The 15037-nt window shown below is 34.2% G+C and carries 16 protein-coding genes; 9 read left to right on the top strand and 7 right to left on the bottom strand.

Features of this window, described 5'->3' with window-relative positions; all coding sequences use genetic code 11:
• A complete protein-coding gene (locus AC061C_RS09290) occupies positions 1–915 on the bottom strand; it encodes a TIGR01777 family oxidoreductase (protein WP_478290944.1) in 915 nt (304 codons plus the stop codon).
• A gap of 116 nt (positions 916–1031) precedes the next feature.
• Here AC061C_RS09290 and AC061C_RS09285 point away from each other — a divergent pair, with 116 nt between their 5' ends.
• The 9 genes from AC061C_RS09285 (at position 1032) to AC061C_RS09245 (ending at position 9283) form a co-directional block, all read left to right on the top strand.
• The gene (locus AC061C_RS09285) at positions 1032–1691 is read left to right on the top strand and encodes a TetR family transcriptional regulator C-terminal domain-containing protein (protein WP_478290943.1); all 660 of its coding nucleotides are present in this window, start codon (positions 1032–1034) and stop codon (positions 1689–1691) included.
• Positions 1691–2998 carry an ABC1 kinase family protein gene (locus tag AC061C_RS09280; protein WP_478290942.1) on the top strand — a complete coding sequence of 436 codons (1308 nt, stop codon included), beginning with the start codon at positions 1691–1693 and terminating at the stop codon, positions 2996–2998. The genes AC061C_RS09285 and AC061C_RS09280 overlap by 1 nt, the downstream gene beginning before the upstream one ends.
• A complete protein-coding gene (locus AC061C_RS09275; protein ID WP_417944634.1) occupies positions 2998–3132 on the top strand; it encodes a DUF2256 domain-containing protein in 135 nt (44 codons plus the stop codon). The genes AC061C_RS09280 and AC061C_RS09275 overlap by 1 nt, the downstream gene beginning before the upstream one ends.
• Positions 3108–4409, top strand: coding sequence for a DASH family cryptochrome (locus AC061C_RS09270; protein WP_478290941.1), 1302 nt, complete (start codon positions 3108–3110; stop codon positions 4407–4409). The genes AC061C_RS09275 and AC061C_RS09270 overlap by 25 nt, the downstream gene beginning before the upstream one ends.
• Before the next feature lie 8 nt (positions 4410–4417).
• The gene (locus tag AC061C_RS09265) at positions 4418–5902 is read left to right on the top strand and encodes a cryptochrome/deoxyribodipyrimidine photo-lyase family protein (protein ID WP_478290940.1); all 1485 of its coding nucleotides are present in this window, start codon (positions 4418–4420) and stop codon (positions 5900–5902) included.
• Between the two features lie 51 nt (positions 5903–5953).
• The gene (locus tag AC061C_RS09260) at positions 5954–6238 is read left to right on the top strand and encodes a TIGR03643 family protein (RefSeq protein WP_309758573.1); all 285 of its coding nucleotides are present in this window, start codon (positions 5954–5956) and stop codon (positions 6236–6238) included.
• Between the two features lie 57 nt (positions 6239–6295).
• Positions 6296–6979, top strand: coding sequence for an SDR family NAD(P)-dependent oxidoreductase (locus AC061C_RS09255; RefSeq protein WP_309758575.1), 684 nt, complete (start codon positions 6296–6298; stop codon positions 6977–6979).
• 50 nt (positions 6980–7029) lie between these two features.
• Positions 7030–7629 (top strand): GTP cyclohydrolase I FolE, encoded by a 600-nt coding sequence (gene folE / locus AC061C_RS09250; RefSeq protein ID WP_417968850.1) that lies wholly within the window; start codon positions 7030–7032, stop codon positions 7627–7629.
• Between the two features lie 232 nt (positions 7630–7861).
• Positions 7862–9283 carry an SDR family oxidoreductase gene (locus AC061C_RS09245; protein ID WP_478290939.1) on the top strand — a complete coding sequence of 474 codons (1422 nt, stop codon included), beginning with the start codon at positions 7862–7864 and terminating at the stop codon, positions 9281–9283.
• A 76-nt stretch (positions 9284–9359) separates the two neighbouring features.
• Here AC061C_RS09245 and AC061C_RS09240 read toward each other — a convergent pair whose 3' ends face one another.
• From AC061C_RS09240 to AC061C_RS09215, 6 genes are all read right to left on the bottom strand, one after another.
• Positions 9360–10655 (bottom strand): cryptochrome/photolyase family protein, encoded by a 1296-nt coding sequence (locus AC061C_RS09240; RefSeq protein WP_478290938.1) that lies wholly within the window; start codon positions 10653–10655, stop codon positions 9360–9362.
• On the bottom strand, positions 10655–11116 hold the full coding sequence (locus tag AC061C_RS09235; RefSeq protein WP_478290937.1) for an SRPBCC family protein: 462 nt from the start codon (positions 11114–11116) through the stop codon (positions 10655–10657). Before AC061C_RS09235 ends, AC061C_RS09240 begins: the two co-directional genes overlap by 1 nt.
• Before the next feature lie 164 nt (positions 11117–11280).
• Positions 11281–11721, bottom strand: coding sequence for a sterol desaturase family protein (locus AC061C_RS09230; protein WP_478290936.1), 441 nt, complete (start codon positions 11719–11721; stop codon positions 11281–11283).
• A 50-nt stretch (positions 11722–11771) separates the two neighbouring features.
• On the bottom strand, positions 11772–12611 hold the full coding sequence (locus AC061C_RS09225) for a phytoene/squalene synthase family protein (RefSeq protein ID WP_478290935.1): 840 nt from the start codon (positions 12609–12611) through the stop codon (positions 11772–11774).
• A 1-nt stretch (position 12612) separates the two neighbouring features.
• Positions 12613–14088, bottom strand: coding sequence for a bifunctional phytoene desaturase/3,4-desaturase (gene crtID, locus AC061C_RS09220; protein ID WP_478290934.1), 1476 nt, complete (start codon positions 14086–14088; stop codon positions 12613–12615).
• Positions 14089–14124: 36 nt separating this feature from the next.
• Positions 14125–15021: a MerR family transcriptional regulator gene (locus tag AC061C_RS09215; protein WP_478290933.1), complete on the bottom strand. Its 897-nt coding sequence runs from the start codon at positions 15019–15021 to the stop codon at positions 14125–14127.
• Positions 15022–15037 lie beyond the last annotated feature (16 nt).

Below are 15037 nucleotides of genomic sequence, written 5' to 3'. Positions count from 1 at the left end.
TTATTTTTTTAAACAATCTCTTAATGCAACCTCCAAGTTTTTAAATTTAAATTGAAAACCAACTTGTTCAATTTTATCAGATGAAACCCTGCGTCCAGTCAAAACAATAACCGCCATTTCGCCCATTACCAATTTTAGAATAAAAGCAGGAACATTAGGCAACCATATCGAATATCCATATATGCGTGCTAAGGTTTTAGAAAAGAGAGTGTTAGTGGTATCATCTAAAATAGCTGCATTATAAGCACCTTCCATTGTAGGATTTAAAATCGCTTGCAAATACATACCACACAAATCATCAATATGAATCCAAGGCATGTATTGCTCGCCAGAGCCTATAGCGGAACCCAATCTATTTTTAAAAAGCGGAACCAGTTTACTCAAAAAACCTTCATTTTTTCCTAACACCAATCCCGTACGAATTTTTACTGTTCGAATATTTAAATTTTCTATAAAATCTAGTGACTCTTCCCACTTCTGACAGATATAACCCAAGAAATCATTAGCAGGTGCCATTTGTTCTGTACAAATTTCTTGTCCATTTAAAGCACCATAAATACCAATTGCTGATGCTGAAATAAATGCTTCTAGTTTCTTATTATTCTTTTTTAACACCGAATACAACAGCTGAGTAGACTGCTCTCTACTATCGATAATTTCAGCTTTTCGTTTGGCTGTCCATCTTTTTTCTGCAATATTTTCACCAGCCAAGTGTATTATAAAATCCGCTTTTATGACTGCGTTTTCATCAATTGTCATTTTGGCAACATCCCATTTGTAATAAGAAATACCATCTCTATTTTGTTTTTCAGTTCTACTCAGTATAGAAACAGAGTATCCTTTTGAAACTAATAAACTTGCTAAATGACTCCCAATAAATCCAGAACCTCCACTTATTAAAACATTTTTTTTCATAGTAGTGTAAAACTAACAATTTATAACGATATAAAATTATATTAAATTTTGTTTAACTTTATTAATATATAGTTAAACATTTACTACCTTTATACTCTAATTTGAAATACATAAAAATGGCAACTAAAAAATCAAGCATCACAAAGGATAAAATAGTTTCAATGTACATGAATTATGTACTTGAAAACAGCGAAAAACCTAAGTCAGTTTATCATTTCACAAAACTGAATGATTTTACAGAAACAGAATTTTACGCGTTTTTTGGAACTATAGAAAGTATCGAAAAAGAAATTTTCAAAATGTTTACTGAGAAAACAATCGATTTACTGCACAAAAATAAGGAATACGAGATGTATGATATGAGGAGTAAAATGCTCAGTTTTTACTTTACCTTCTTTGAAATCCTTACAGCAAACAGAAGTTATGTTGTAATGGTCTTGAAAGAACACAACAATCAATTAAAAAAATTAGCGCTTTTATCCGGTTTAAGAAATAGCTACAAAAATTTCTTAATCGAAATTATCACAGACGATTTTAGAACGCAACAAGAACGATTTCAAAATTTCCAAGAAAAAACATTTATTGAAACATCTTGGATTCAGCTTTTGTTGACTATGAAGTTTTGGTTAGATGATTCCTCTCCAGCATTTGAGAAAACAGATATTTATATCGAAAAATCCGTAAAAGCAACATTTGAACTGATGAACATTGCTCCTATTGACAGCTTAATTGACTTTGGAAAATTCATTTTCAAAGAAAAAATATACAATAAATAATGAAAACAATTGACTACATCCCAACTTCAAAAATTGAAAGAGCTACTAAACTGGTGCAAACTGGTGCAAAAGTGGGCGTAAATTATTTGAAGTACTACGGAGAAAAAATAGTAAACTCTGACTTGACACGTGATAAATTAAACGAAGACAATGCCGAAGATATCTATGATGGACTTAAAAGTTTAAAAGGAAGTGCCTTAAAAGTAGCGCAGATGCTAAGCATGGACAAAAGTTTTTTGCCACAAGCCTATGTTGAAAAGTTTTCATTATCGCAATTTTCAGTTCCGCCTTTATCCGCGCCATTGGTTTTAAAAACATTCAAAAGTAATTTTGGGAAAACACCAAATGAAATTTTTGACGAGTTCAATGCTAATTCTGTAAATGCAGCTAGTATCGGACAAGTGCACGTGGCGGTAAAAAACGGCAAAAAACTAGCAGTTAAAATTCAATATCCGGGTGTTGCCAACAGTATTTCTTCAGATTTATCCATGGTAAAACCTATTGCTATTAGGATGTTTAACTTACAAGGCAAAGATTCTGATAAATACTTTAAAGAAGTAGAAGACAAACTAATTGAAGAAACTAATTACTTGTTAGAACTACAACAAAGTCAGGAAGTTGTTGCAGCCTGCGAAAAAATAGAAAATCTTGTTTTTCCACGATATTATCCTGAATTTTCAACAGAAAAAATCATCACTATGGATTGGATGACCGGAAAGCACCTTTCTGAATTTGCAAAAACCAATAGCAATAAAGAAATAGCGAACAAAGTGGGTCAAGCCTTATGGGATTTCTATATGTATCAAATTCATATTTTGAAAAAAGTACATGCTGATCCACATCCTGGGAACTTCTTAGTGAACGATAACAATGAATTAGTCGCATTAGACTTTGGTTGTATGAAACAGATTCCTACTGATTTTTACACGCCTTATTTTGAATTGATTGACAAAAAAGTAATCAACGATCCCAAAATTTTTAATGCGAAATTATTTGAATTAGAAATATTAAGAACGGATGATACCAAAGAAGAAATAGCTTATTTCACGGATATGTTTCATGACTTATTATCCTTATTTACAAAACCGTTCCAAGCAGAAACTTTCGATTTTTCTGATGAATCATTTTTTGACAGTATTGCACAATTAGGAGAGCGTTTTTCGAAGGATACGAATTTGAAAAAAATGAATGGGAACCGTGGATCGAAACACTTTATCTATATGAACCGTACATTTTTTGGCTTATATAATTTGATGTTTGATCTAAAAGCAACTATTGTGGTTAACGAATATAAGAAATACAACTAGTGAAAAAAGGCAACCTACCCTCTAAAATGTGTTTGGTCTGCAACAGACCATTTGATTGGCGCAAGAAATGGGAAAAGGTTTGGGATGAAGTAAAATATTGTAGCGAAAAATGCAAAAGAAACAAAAAGGGTTAATCTGGTTTAGAAATGATTTAAGAGTTCATGATAATGAATCTTTATTTAATGCTGTGGAAAATAATGAAAGCGTCATCGCGATATATTGTTTTGATCCAAGACATTTTACAGAATCAAGATTTGGCTTTAAAAAAACAGAAAAATTTAGAGCTAAATTCCTAATCGAATCAGTAGCAGAACTAAGATCTAACTTATCGAAATTAAATATTCCGCTTTTAGTCCATTTTGATGAGCCTGAAAAAGTAGTTCCACAAATTAGTACTGAGCATGAGATCACGACTGTTTACTTTCAATACGAATGGACCAGTGAGGAATCTAAAGTACTTGAAGCTGTAAAAGCAAATTGCAAGGAAACCAAATTCTTAGGAACGTACAATCAATTTTTATTTCATCCAAAAGATATTCCGTTTTCTATAGAGTCGATTCCAAATGTTTTTACACAATTTAGAAATCAATGCGAAAAACGTTCTAAGGTAAGAGAAGAGTTTGAAATACTCGCATTACCCAAGCAAAACTGGCAGGAAATTACAACTGAAATCCCGACTTTAGAAAAACTTGGTTTTGATGCTTTTATCCCAGATCCAAGGTCAGCATTTCCATTTTTAGGTGGTGAAAATCAAGCCTTAAAAAGACTGAAAAATTATTTTTGGGAAACCAAAAAATTAAGCGTTTACAAACTGACCCGTAATGGTTTAGTAGGTACCGATTTTAGTTCTAAATTTTCTCCATGGTTGGCAAACGGTACCCTTTCGCCTAGAAGAATCTATTGGGAGATTCTGAATTTTGAAGAGGAAATAGAGAAAAACGAATCTACTTATTGGCTGATATTTGAATTGATTTGGAGAGATTATTTTAAATACATCTCCTTGAAAAATGGAGACACCATATTTAAAATTGGTGGAATATTAGATAGAGATTACGATTGGAAAAACAATCAATTAGCAATAAAAGGCTGGATTAACGGCACAACAAAAGAGCCATTTGTAAATGCCAACATGATCGAACTACGCGAAACAGGTTTCATGAGCAACCGCGGCAGACAAAATGTGGCGTCGTATTTTGCCAAAGATTTACTGATTGATTGGCGTATTGGAGCAGCGTATTTTGAAGCCATGCTTGTAGATTATGATGTACACAGCAACTACGGAAACTGGATGTATGTTTCAGGAGTAGGAAACGACCCTAGAGATCGTAAATTTAATATCAAGTTGCAAGCATCCAACTATGACGGGCAATTTAAATTCCAAAAATTGTGGCTGCAACAAAAATTATTTTAAAAAAATAGATGAGTATAAATAAAAAACATATAAATGTAGTTTGGTTTAAAAGAGACCTTCGTTTACAAGATAACGAAGCAATTTTTAATGCAACTAAAACAGGTATTCCGACCTTGTTTCTTTATGTTTTCGAAAAATCACTAGAAAATGATTCCCATTACAGCAAGAGACATTGGAATTTTATTAAGCAATCTCTGTTAGATATCAACAAGCAATTGGAAAAATCCAATACTAAAGTGCTAGCCGTTTCATCTGAAGTACTTCAAGTTTTTAATATATTAGAGGAAACCTATAAAATTGACAATGTGTATTCTCACCAAGAAACAGGTTTGAAAATCACCTATGAAAGAGATAAAACCTTTAAACGTTTCTGTAAAAACAATTTAATCAACTGGGAAGAAAATATAAATAACGGCATTTTTAGAGCTCTCAAAAACAGAAACAATTGGGTTTCTAAATGGGAAGATTATATGAATCAGCCGCAGTTTGACTTTGATCCAAAACCAGATCATTATATCAATGTTGAGGAAATCAATGAACTAGAAACTGTTTTCGAAAAAGCTGATTTAGCAACTGTCCCGGATACCATTTTCCAAAAAGGAGGTGCTACTATGGCCGAGAAATATCTCAAGACTTTTTTTGATGAACGCTATCATAATTATAGTTCTCATATATCAAAACCCTTACTAGCGCGAAAAAGTTGCAGCAGGTTGTCACCTTATATAGCTTGGGGAAATTTATCCTCTAGACAAGTTTTACAAAAAGCAGCCACTTTTAAATTACACTGCAATGATAAAAAACAAATAGACTCGTTCCTATCCCGACTAACTTGGCAAGCTCATTTCATACAAAAATTTGAAATGGAGGAAATTATGGAGTTCGAAAGCGTGAATAAAGGTTTTCATTCTTTGGATAAAAAAGTGAATGAAAATTACATTATTGCCTGGAAAACGGGACAAACAGGATTCCCATTGGTAGATGCGTGTATGCGCTGCTTAAATGAAACTGGTTATCTAAATTTTAGGATGAGAGCGATGTTAGTTTCCTTTTTTACTCATAATTTATGGCAACCTTGGCAGCAAGCAACACAACATTTATCACAAATGTTTCTAGATTTTGAGCCTGGTATCCATTTTCCGCAGTTGCAAATGCAAGCTGGTGAAACAGGCATTAATATGTTGCGTATTTACAATCCGATAAAAAATAGCTACGAACACGATTCTGAAGGTGAATTCATTAGAAAATGGGTTCCAGAATTAAGAAGCTTACCCCGTGTTTTTATTCATGAACCGTATAAAATGACGTATTTGGATCAAAAATTTAACGACTTTGAAGTTGGTGTCAATTATCCAAAACCTATCGTGAATATGGAAAGAACACGGAAATTTGCTAGTGATTTTTTATGGAAAATGAAGAAAAACCCGCTGGTAAATGAAGAAAGTACCCGGATATTACGATTACATACTATGGCAGATATTGGCGATAGTGAATAATGTTTAGCAAACAAATTTAAACAAGTACAAGAATTTAATATTTAAAATAGCGTGACCACAAAAAAAGAACTTACCGATTTAGAAAAAGACAGAATCATCGAAATGGCATGGGAGGACCGAACCACTTTTGATGCTATTTTACTGCAATTTGGATTAAAAGAGCAGGAAGTAATCAACTTGATGCGAACCGAAATGAAACCGTCTAGTTTTAGAATGTGGCGTGAACGCGTGCAGGGTCGTAAAACCAAACATGAAAAATTACGCGAATTCCGCGAGGGTCGTTTTAAATGTACCATGCAGCGACAAATCAATAACAATAAAATTTCTAAAAGATAATTTTAGTTACTAATAAATAAACTTTGCCTTAATTTATATAACTGATTAATAACAGATATGAAAAACATAGTAATCATTGGTGGTAGTAAAGGAATTGGTAGTGCCATTTTGTTGCAACAATTAGAAACAAACATAGTTTACAACATCAGCAGAAATGCTCCTGAGATCACACACCCCAACCTCAAACATTTTTCGGTAGATGTTTTGAAAGAAGCACTTCCTGAAATTGAAGCGATAGATACTTTGATTTATTGCCCGGGTTCTATTAATTTGAAACCTATTGGAAGTCTAAGCATTGACGATTTCAAAAACGATTTTGAAATTAATGTGATTGGCGCAGTGAAGGCCATTCAAAAATATTTACCTGTTCTAAGAAAAGGTACAGATCCTTCAATCGTTCTTTTCAGCACAGTAGCGGCAAAATTAGGAATGCCCTTTCACGCAAGCATCGCTACTGCAAAAGCGGGTGTCGAAGGATTGGTAAAATCATTGGGGGCTGAACTGGCATCAGTAGTGCGCATAAATGCTATAGCGCCTACTATTACCGAAACATCGCTTGCAGCAGGTATTTTAAGAAACGACCGCATGAAAGAAAACATGATAGAACGCCACCCAATGAAAGGCTATCTAAAACCTGCAGAAGTTGCAAACATGGCAAACTTCTTAATTTCTGAAAATGCTAAATCCATCTCCGGTCAAATATTTGAAATGGATTATGGAATAGTTACTTTTAAAATTTAAAAACAATTACCTACAATAAAATTGAAACACAGAATACAATGATAAAAGAAATGAAAAGTTACGAAAAAATTGAACAATACGATACTGAAATAACTGAAGCTCTAGCTGATAATTATAAAGTAATTATTGAAAACTTAGGCGAGGATGTAAACCGCGAAGGCATTCTTAAAACTCCAGAGCGTGTTGCTAAAGCGATGCAGTATTTAACACATGGTTACGGCCTTGATCCATTGGAAATACTTAGGTCAGCTATGTTTACAGAAGACCACCAACAAATGATTGTGGTAAAAGATATCGAAGTCTATTCGATGTGTGAGCACCATATGTTACCGTTTTTTGGTAAAGCACATGTGGCGTATATTCCAAATGGTAAGATTGTAGGCTTGAGTAAAATTCCAAGAGTTGTTGACGCTTTTGCAAGAAGAATGCAAGTGCAAGAACGATTGACAGATCAAATAAAGAATTGTATTCAAGACGCTTTAGACCCGCTTGGTGTAGCTGTTGTAATCGAAGCGCAGCACATGTGTATGCAAATGCGTGGTATTCAAAAACAAAATTCTGTAACAACTACCTCATCATTTACAGGAGCTTTTGAGAAAGATAAAACAAGGAAAGAATTTATTAGTCTTGTTTCGAATAAATTGAGTTAACTTTATTTTATAAATACTCAACAATAGATAACGATAGCAAAATCTTTTGTTTTGTAATTACAAATCTATTTTTTTCATATAAAGCAAAGTGTACACATAATTATATTTATGGACTTCGCTTTAAATTATATTTAGCTATTTTATGCAAAGTATGGCTTAAATAACCGAAAGGATGTTAAGGATCTTGATCCCTTTTATTTGTCTTACTTTTAAATGATTAAAAATATACATTATGAAAATTCTCTTAACAGGTGCAACAGGTTATATTGGGAAGCGACTTTTACCATTATTGGTAGAACAAGGTCACGAAATAATCTGTTGTGTAAGAGATAAGAATAGATTTTATTGTCCAATTGACTGCGTCAGCCATATCACAATCATAGAAGTTGACTTTCTTGATGAAGATACGTTAACAGCAATACCTGATGAAATTGATGCTGCCTATTACTTGATTCACTCCATGTCAGGATCTGACGCTAATTATGATGAACTTGAGAGCCTATCCGCGCATCATTTTGTTACCCGCTTGAATACTACCAAAGCGAAACAGGTGATTTATTTGAGTGGTATTGTAAACGATACATCGTTATCAAAACATTTGTCCTCAAGAAAAAAAGTAGAAGAAATTTTAAATACAGGTACATTTGCCTCTACCACTTTACGAGCTGGAATTATAGTAGGTTCAGGAAGCGCCTCCTTTGATATTATTCGAGATTTAGTCAATAAGCTGCCCGTTATGATTACCCCAAAGTGGCTCAACACGAGATGTCAGCCCATTGCTATTCCTGATGTGCTTGAATTTTTATCCAAATCATTATTAAATCCGCTTACTTACAACCAAAGTTTCGACATTGGTGGACCAGATATATTAACGTATAAAGAAATGCTTTTGGGTTTTGCAGAAGCAAAACATCTAAAACGATGGATTTTTACTGTGCCAGTAATGACACCTAAATTGTCGTCCTATTGGTTGTATTTTGTAACTTCAACGTCTTACAGATTGGCATCTGCGTTAGTCAGCAGTATGAAAGTAGAAGTAGTTTGTAATGATACCCGAATTAATGAATTGCTGCACGTAACGCCTATGACTTACCAACAAGGACTCTCACGTGCTTTGATCAAAGTTGATGAAGATAAAGTAGCATCCAGTTGGAAAGATTCCTTGGTGAGTGGTCGTTTTACAACTAATATGTCGGGCTACTTAAAAGTTCCCAAAAAGGACTGTTTTATCGACCGTCGAAAAATGGAACTTATTGATCGGGAGTTTACAATCAACAAAATTTGGTCTATAGGTGGCGACTCAGGCTGGTATTATGGAGATTGGCTCTGGAACTTACGTGGCTTTATTGATAAATTATACGGTGGTGTGGGCTCCAGACGAGGAAGAACCAACAGACACGATATACATTCTGGTGACGCTTTGGATTTTTGGAGGGTTTTGTATGCCAATAAGGAGGAGGGTAAACTTATTTTGTTTGCCGAAATGAAACTTCCGGGAGAAGCCTGGCTCGAATTTAAAATTATAAATCACACTTTATACCAATCAGCTACTTTTAGACCCAAAGGAATTTGGGGTAAACTCTATTGGTACTCTGTTTTACCCTTCCATGGTTTTATCTTCAATGGAATGCTCAATAAATTAATTAAGGAATAAAAAAATATCCTTTTCAATATCTACTAGAACAAGGACCATACAAATTGAACTATTTATACACTGTTCAATCTGTATTTTATTTTAAAATTCCAGCTTTGTATGTAGCAATAGCTCTATCTCTAGCCATGGCGTGCTCTACCATAGGTTTTCCATAACCCAAATCAAATTCTTTAATCCATTTGCGAATGTAGACTCCTTTTTCGTCAAATTTCTTTTGTTGAATTTCGGGATTAAATACTCTAAAATACGGAGCTGCATCACAACCGGTACCTGCTGCCCATTGCCAATTCCCTACATTGGCAGACATTTCATAATCCAATAATTTTTCAGCAAAATATGCCTCGCCCCACTGCCACTCGATTAATAAATGCTTGCATAAAAAACTAGCAACCACCATACGAACTCTATTATGCATGTAGCCGGTTTCATTGAGCTGTCGCATTCCTGCATCTACCATAGGATAACCTGTATTTCCAGAACACCAACGCTTAAAATCAGCTTCGTCATTGCGCCACTGAATGCCGTCATACGCCGATTTAAAATTACGATTGACTACTTTAGGAAAACTGTGAAGGATTTGCATAAAAAACTCTCTCCAAATAAGTTCACTCAAAAAAACATCATTTTTATGAAAAGCCCAGTTAACTAATTTGCGAACACTAACTGTTCCAAACCGTAAATGAGGGGATAAATACGAGGTTTTATCCATCGCTGGAAAATCTCGCGTGTCTTGGTAATTGCTTATAAATTTAAGATTATGTGGCTTAACTTTGATGTTACTTTCTTCAAAACCAATTTCATTTAAAGTAGGCATCACAAAACTATTTTTGTGAAAATTAGCGTAAAGTGAAGTGGCATCGTACTCCTGAACTGGAGCCTTCGATTTGTATTTTTCTAACCATTTATTTTTAAAAGGAGTGTACACGGTGTACGGCAATCCATCTGCTTTAGTAATTTCTTTTTCTTCGAAAATTACTTGATCTTTAAATAAATACGAAACAACATGATTTGCTTCTAATAGTCCACAAATAGCGGCATCACGTTTTGAAGCATACGGTTCATAATCTTTATTAAAAAAAACTTCTTTGACATCGTACTGTGTCAATAAAGTTTGCCAAACAGTTTCAGTTTCACCTTTTTGAACTAAAAGGGAACTTCCTATTTCCTCTAGTTGTGCATTTATTTTAGAAAGATTTTCATGGATAAAACCAACACGAGCATCATTTTTTGGCAACTTGTTTAAAATAGCCTCATCAAAAATAAAAATAGGTAGTACAGGATATGGAGATTTCAGCGCGTGAAACAATCCTATGTTATCCTCGAGACGCAAATCGCGTCTGAACCAAAAAAGGGAAACAGCTTGCTTGCTCATTACTTTTTATTAAATAATTCATCCACTTTAGTCACACGATATTCAAAAATGGATTTTAATTTGTTTTTCACCACTAACGTATTCATTATACGTCCTAAAATCCCTAATGGCAATCCGTAGTGCACCACATCTGTCATTTTAGTTCCAGTAGGTGTTGCTTCAAAGAAATGCTTGTGGTGCCAAAAACTGTAAGGACCAAATTTTTGTTCATCGATGAAATAACTATTTTCCTTTACTTGAGTAATCAATGTCATCCATGATAAGGTAATTCCAAAGAGTGGCGTTACTTTGTATTGAATAATTTGGCCAGGATACATAGATTTTTGATCAAAATCAGTGATTTGAAAACCCATTCCTTCTGGTGTAATTTTTTGAAGATTTCTTGGATTAGAGAAAAAAGTCCAGCATTCTTCTACAGTGGCATTGACATGCTGCACGGTTTCTTGTTTGTATATTTTCATTTTTGGTGTTTTAAAATAAATGATGTCTTAGTAACAGACTCGCGTAAGGGACAGCAGTGGAGCTCTTTTTTGTGCTGCTTTTTTAAGCAGGATAAAAAAAGCGGGAACGGATTGCCCGACCCCGCTGTAACGCTAGTGAAAGTGGGGTAACGCCCCAATTAAACTTATATTTTATAATATTTGAACGGTACGAATAACATTCCGAAACACTCGCCGTGTTCTTTACCCAAGTGTTTGTGGTGCACTTTGTGTGCTTTTCGCAAACCGATTAAGTACTTGTTATTAGTGTGCTTGAACCATTTGAAACGTTGGTGAATCAGTACATCGTGAATCATAAAATAACACAAACCGTAAAACATAATTCCCAAACCTATGAAGAATTTGTTATTCAAACCTCCCTCTACTCCGTAGTAAAAAAGTGCTATACTTGGGGCGGCAAAAATTACAAAAAAGATATCGTTTCGTTCAAAAATATTAGCATATTTTGGTTGGTGGTGATCGGCATGGAAATACCACATAGAGCCGTGCATTACATATTTATGGGTGCACCACGTAATACATTCCATTATTAGAAAAGTACTTAGAAAAATCAAAAAAAATATCATTTTATTCTGTATTAAAGTCAAACAATTTTTTTAAAAAAAGTAAGGGTAATCTAAACTAACTTCAATTTATAGGAAACAAAAGATTTGGCTAATAATCCGGCTTTAGTATAGTTTGAAACTCGAATTCTGGCGCTCCCTATTTCCTCACAAGGTGTATTTTCTAGCTTTTTAAGCAATTTTTTATAATACACGAAAGCGGTATAAACACCGAACTTAGCCTCAATAGGTAATTTAACAATTCCTTCGTAGGCTACTCTAAAATCTTCTTCGATTTCATTGATAATTGCTTTCTTAGCATTTTCGTCGAATGAATTTAGATCGACTCCGGGGAAATAATTCCGGTTCAAAACCAAGTTATCATCTTTCAAGTCGCGTAAAAAATTTACTTTTTGGAACGCTGATCCCAATCGCATCGCTTCATCTTTGAGCTGCGCATATCGCTTGTCATCTCCTGATACAAATACCTTCAGACACATCAATCCCACTACATCAGCTGATCCGTAGATGTAATCATCATACTCTTCCTTGCTGTTGTAATCTGATTTAATAAGATCTAATTTCATACTTTTCAAGAAAGCTTGAACTAGATCATCTGTAATATTGTATTGCTTTACCGTTTGCTGGAACGAGTTCAAGATAGGGTTTAAGCTGATGCCACGTTCTTTGGCCTTGTAATACTCATCCTCAAACTCTGTAATTAAACTTTCCTTATCGTATCCATGAAAAGAATCGACAATTTCATCCGCAAAGCGAACAAAACCATAGATGCTATAAATGGCATCTCTAATAACAGGTGATAACATATACACCGCTAGTGAAAAAGAAGTACTATAATTCTTAGTAACTAACTTGCTACATTTAAAAGATACATCATCAAATAATTGCTTCATACTATTGTTCTGAAAATTGCTTATTAATTAATTCCGACACCAATTTTCCAGAAATTAATGCAGGTGGAACTCCTGGTCCCGGCACGGTCAACTGACCTGTGAAATATAAATTTTTAACCTTTTTGCTCTTTAACTTTGGTCTCAAAAATGCGGTTTGTAATAAAGTGTTTGCCATTCCATAGGCATTTCCTTTGTATGAGTTGTATTCTGACACAAAATCATTTTTACAAAAAGATTGTTTAAATATAATATTGTTTTTGATACTTTGACCTGTTAAAGTTTCAAAACGATCAATTATTTTATCAAAATATTCCTCTCTCAACGCCTCAGTATCATTGATTCCTGGTGCTAAAGGTATTAGAAAAAAGCCCGATTCCATTCCTTCAGGAGCAGCAGTTTTGTCTGTTAGCGAAGGGAAGTTCGCATAAAACAAAGGTTCTTTAGGCCATTGTGGTTCATCATAAATGTCTTTAGCGTGTTGATAAAAATCTACATCGAAAAACAAAGCGTGATGCGAAATGTTATCGATTTTTTTATTGAAACCCACATAAAATAATAAAGACGAAGGTGCAAAAACCCTACTATCCCAGTATTTCTCTGTATAGGCTCTGTGCTCCTGCTCCAATAAAGTTTCGGTGTGGTGGTAATCAGCACCGCTCAAAACCAAATCAGAATCTATGCGTTCACCATTAACTTGAATGGCTACAGCTGTTTTATTTTCGACAATAATTTTCTCAATGTTGGCATCCGTTTGAAATTTCACTCCCAACTCTTTAGCTAGACTTTCCATGGCACGAACTACGTCAAACATTCCTGTTTTGGGGTGCCAAGTTCCCAATCCAAAGTCGGCGTAATTCATAAAACTATAAAATGATGGCGTATCTGAAGGTTTGGCGCCTAAAAACAAAACCGGAAATTCTAGAATTTGAATCAACTTTTTGTTTTTGAATTTCTTGCGAACATCTCTACTGATGTTGCTAAAAAATTCACCTACTTTCATAGCGGTTTTTGGAGTAATTAATTCCAATGGCGAAACGCCCGGACGATATACTAAATCCTTAATGGCAATATCATAATTACTTTTGGCTCGAGCCATAAAATCCTGCAGCAAAGCACCGCTTCCTTTTTCGATAGCTTCAAAAGCAGCTATAATTTCAGTTAAATTGTCGGCAATGGTTATAAAGTCATCAATTCCATAATACACGCGGTAGGCTGGAGACAATTTTATAAGCTCATAATAATCGGTAGTTTTTTTTCCAAAATCAGCAAAGAAACGTTCAAAAACGTCTGGCATCCAGTACCAACTTGGCCCCATATCAAAGGTAAACCCATCTTTTTTTAATTGTCTAGCACGACCACCAATAGCATCGTTTTTTTCGAATACTGTAACATCATATCCACTTTGCGCTAGGTACGCCGAAGCAGCCAAAGCAGAGAAACCAGAACCTATGATTGTAATCTTTTTAATATTCTTCATTTGTTTAGCAAATATACTAATAGTTTAAACAAATAATTAAATCCAATCGACTAATTCGTTGATGGAATTAAAAATTGTTATTCCTTGAGATAATTTTTCTTTTTTTACAAACTCAACCATGCGACCAATATACCATAATTCAGTAGTATCATCTAGTAATTCTTCTGACATTTTTTGAACATAACTATCCACAACATCTCTTTCGGGTTGCACTGTCATGTACGATACATAAACGATAGAACTAAAATGTTTTTTCAAATCTTTCAAGTTCTCGATTGGCATGCTCTCCCCTAAGTAAATGGTTTTGTAGCCATGCAATAAAATTTCATAGTTTAAATACATCAGTCCTAATTCATGAATTTCGTTCATAGGAAGTGATAACACAAAAATACGATCCAATTTAGTTTGCTTCAAAACTTGAAGTTTCTCAGTGTTGACCAATAATTTTTGTTTAATCAAATAACTAATGAAATGTTCATGAGCTGGAGTTATAGTATCGGATTGCCACAACAATCCCAATTCATTCATCAGCGGAATAAAAACCTGGTGAAAAATTTCTTTGAACGACTTTTCTGCAATTAACCAATTGTAGGTATTAAAAAAAAGCTCCTGATCAAAGTTCATCATAGCCATTTTAAACTCACTTATGGCATGACTTTTTGCTGTTTTGCTCGAAATTATTTCACGTACTAAAGAAGGTATTTTTTCCTGTGGATACGTAGCTATTTTTGAAATTTTATAGCCGTAATCATGTAACAACGTGATGTTTAATAATTTTTGTAAGCTCGCCAAATCATACAAACGAATGTTAGTATCCGTACGCATGGGCTGCAAAATATCGTAGCGTTTTTCCCAAATACGTATCGTGTGCGCCTTGATGCCCGAAAGGTTCTCAAGATCCTTAATACTAAACACATTTTTTACATTGTTCATCGTTTATTCAAATTTA

The organism is Flavobacterium sp. GNP010 (assembly GCF_056428945.1).
This window is presented reverse-complemented; position numbering and strand designations above follow the sequence as displayed.

Excerpts from the sequence above, each read along its gene's own strand:
- AC061C_RS09225 (WP_478290935.1), bottom strand. The coding sequence starts at position 12,611 with ATGAAGCAATTATTTGATGATGTATCTTTTAAATGTAGCAAGTTAGTT.
- AC061C_RS09265 (WP_478290940.1), top strand. The coding sequence starts at position 4,418 with ATGAGTATAAATAAAAAACATATAAATGTAGTTTGGTTTAAAAGAGAC.
- AC061C_RS09280 (WP_478290942.1), top strand. The coding sequence starts at position 1,691 with ATGAAAACAATTGACTACATCCCAACTTCAAAAATTGAAAGAGCTACT.
- AC061C_RS09255 (WP_309758575.1), top strand. The coding sequence starts at position 6,296 with ATGAAAAACATAGTAATCATTGGTGGTAGTAAAGGAATTGGTAGTGCC.
- AC061C_RS09235 (WP_478290937.1), bottom strand. The coding sequence starts at position 11,116 with ATGAAAATATACAAACAAGAAACCGTGCAGCATGTCAATGCCACTGTA.
- AC061C_RS09240 (WP_478290938.1), bottom strand. The coding sequence starts at position 10,655 with ATGAGCAAGCAAGCTGTTTCCCTTTTTTGGTTCAGACGCGATTTGCGT.
- AC061C_RS09245 (WP_478290939.1), top strand. The coding sequence starts at position 7,862 with ATGAAAATTCTCTTAACAGGTGCAACAGGTTATATTGGGAAGCGACTT.
- AC061C_RS09285 (WP_478290943.1), top strand. The coding sequence starts at position 1,032 with ATGGCAACTAAAAAATCAAGCATCACAAAGGATAAAATAGTTTCAATG.
- folE (WP_417968850.1), top strand. The coding sequence starts at position 7,030 with ATGAAAAGTTACGAAAAAATTGAACAATACGATACTGAAATAACTGAA.
- AC061C_RS09270 (WP_478290941.1), top strand. The coding sequence starts at position 3,108 with ATGCAAAAGAAACAAAAAGGGTTAATCTGGTTTAGAAATGATTTAAGA.
- AC061C_RS09230 (WP_478290936.1), bottom strand. The coding sequence starts at position 11,721 with ATGATATTTTTTTTGATTTTTCTAAGTACTTTTCTAATAATGGAATGT.
- AC061C_RS09215 (WP_478290933.1), bottom strand. The coding sequence starts at position 15,021 with ATGAACAATGTAAAAAATGTGTTTAGTATTAAGGATCTTGAGAACCTT.
- AC061C_RS09290 (WP_478290944.1), bottom strand. The coding sequence starts at position 915 with ATGAAAAAAAATGTTTTAATAAGTGGAGGTTCTGGATTTATTGGGAGT.
- crtID (WP_478290934.1), bottom strand. The coding sequence starts at position 14,088 with ATGAAGAATATTAAAAAGATTACAATCATAGGTTCTGGTTTCTCTGCT.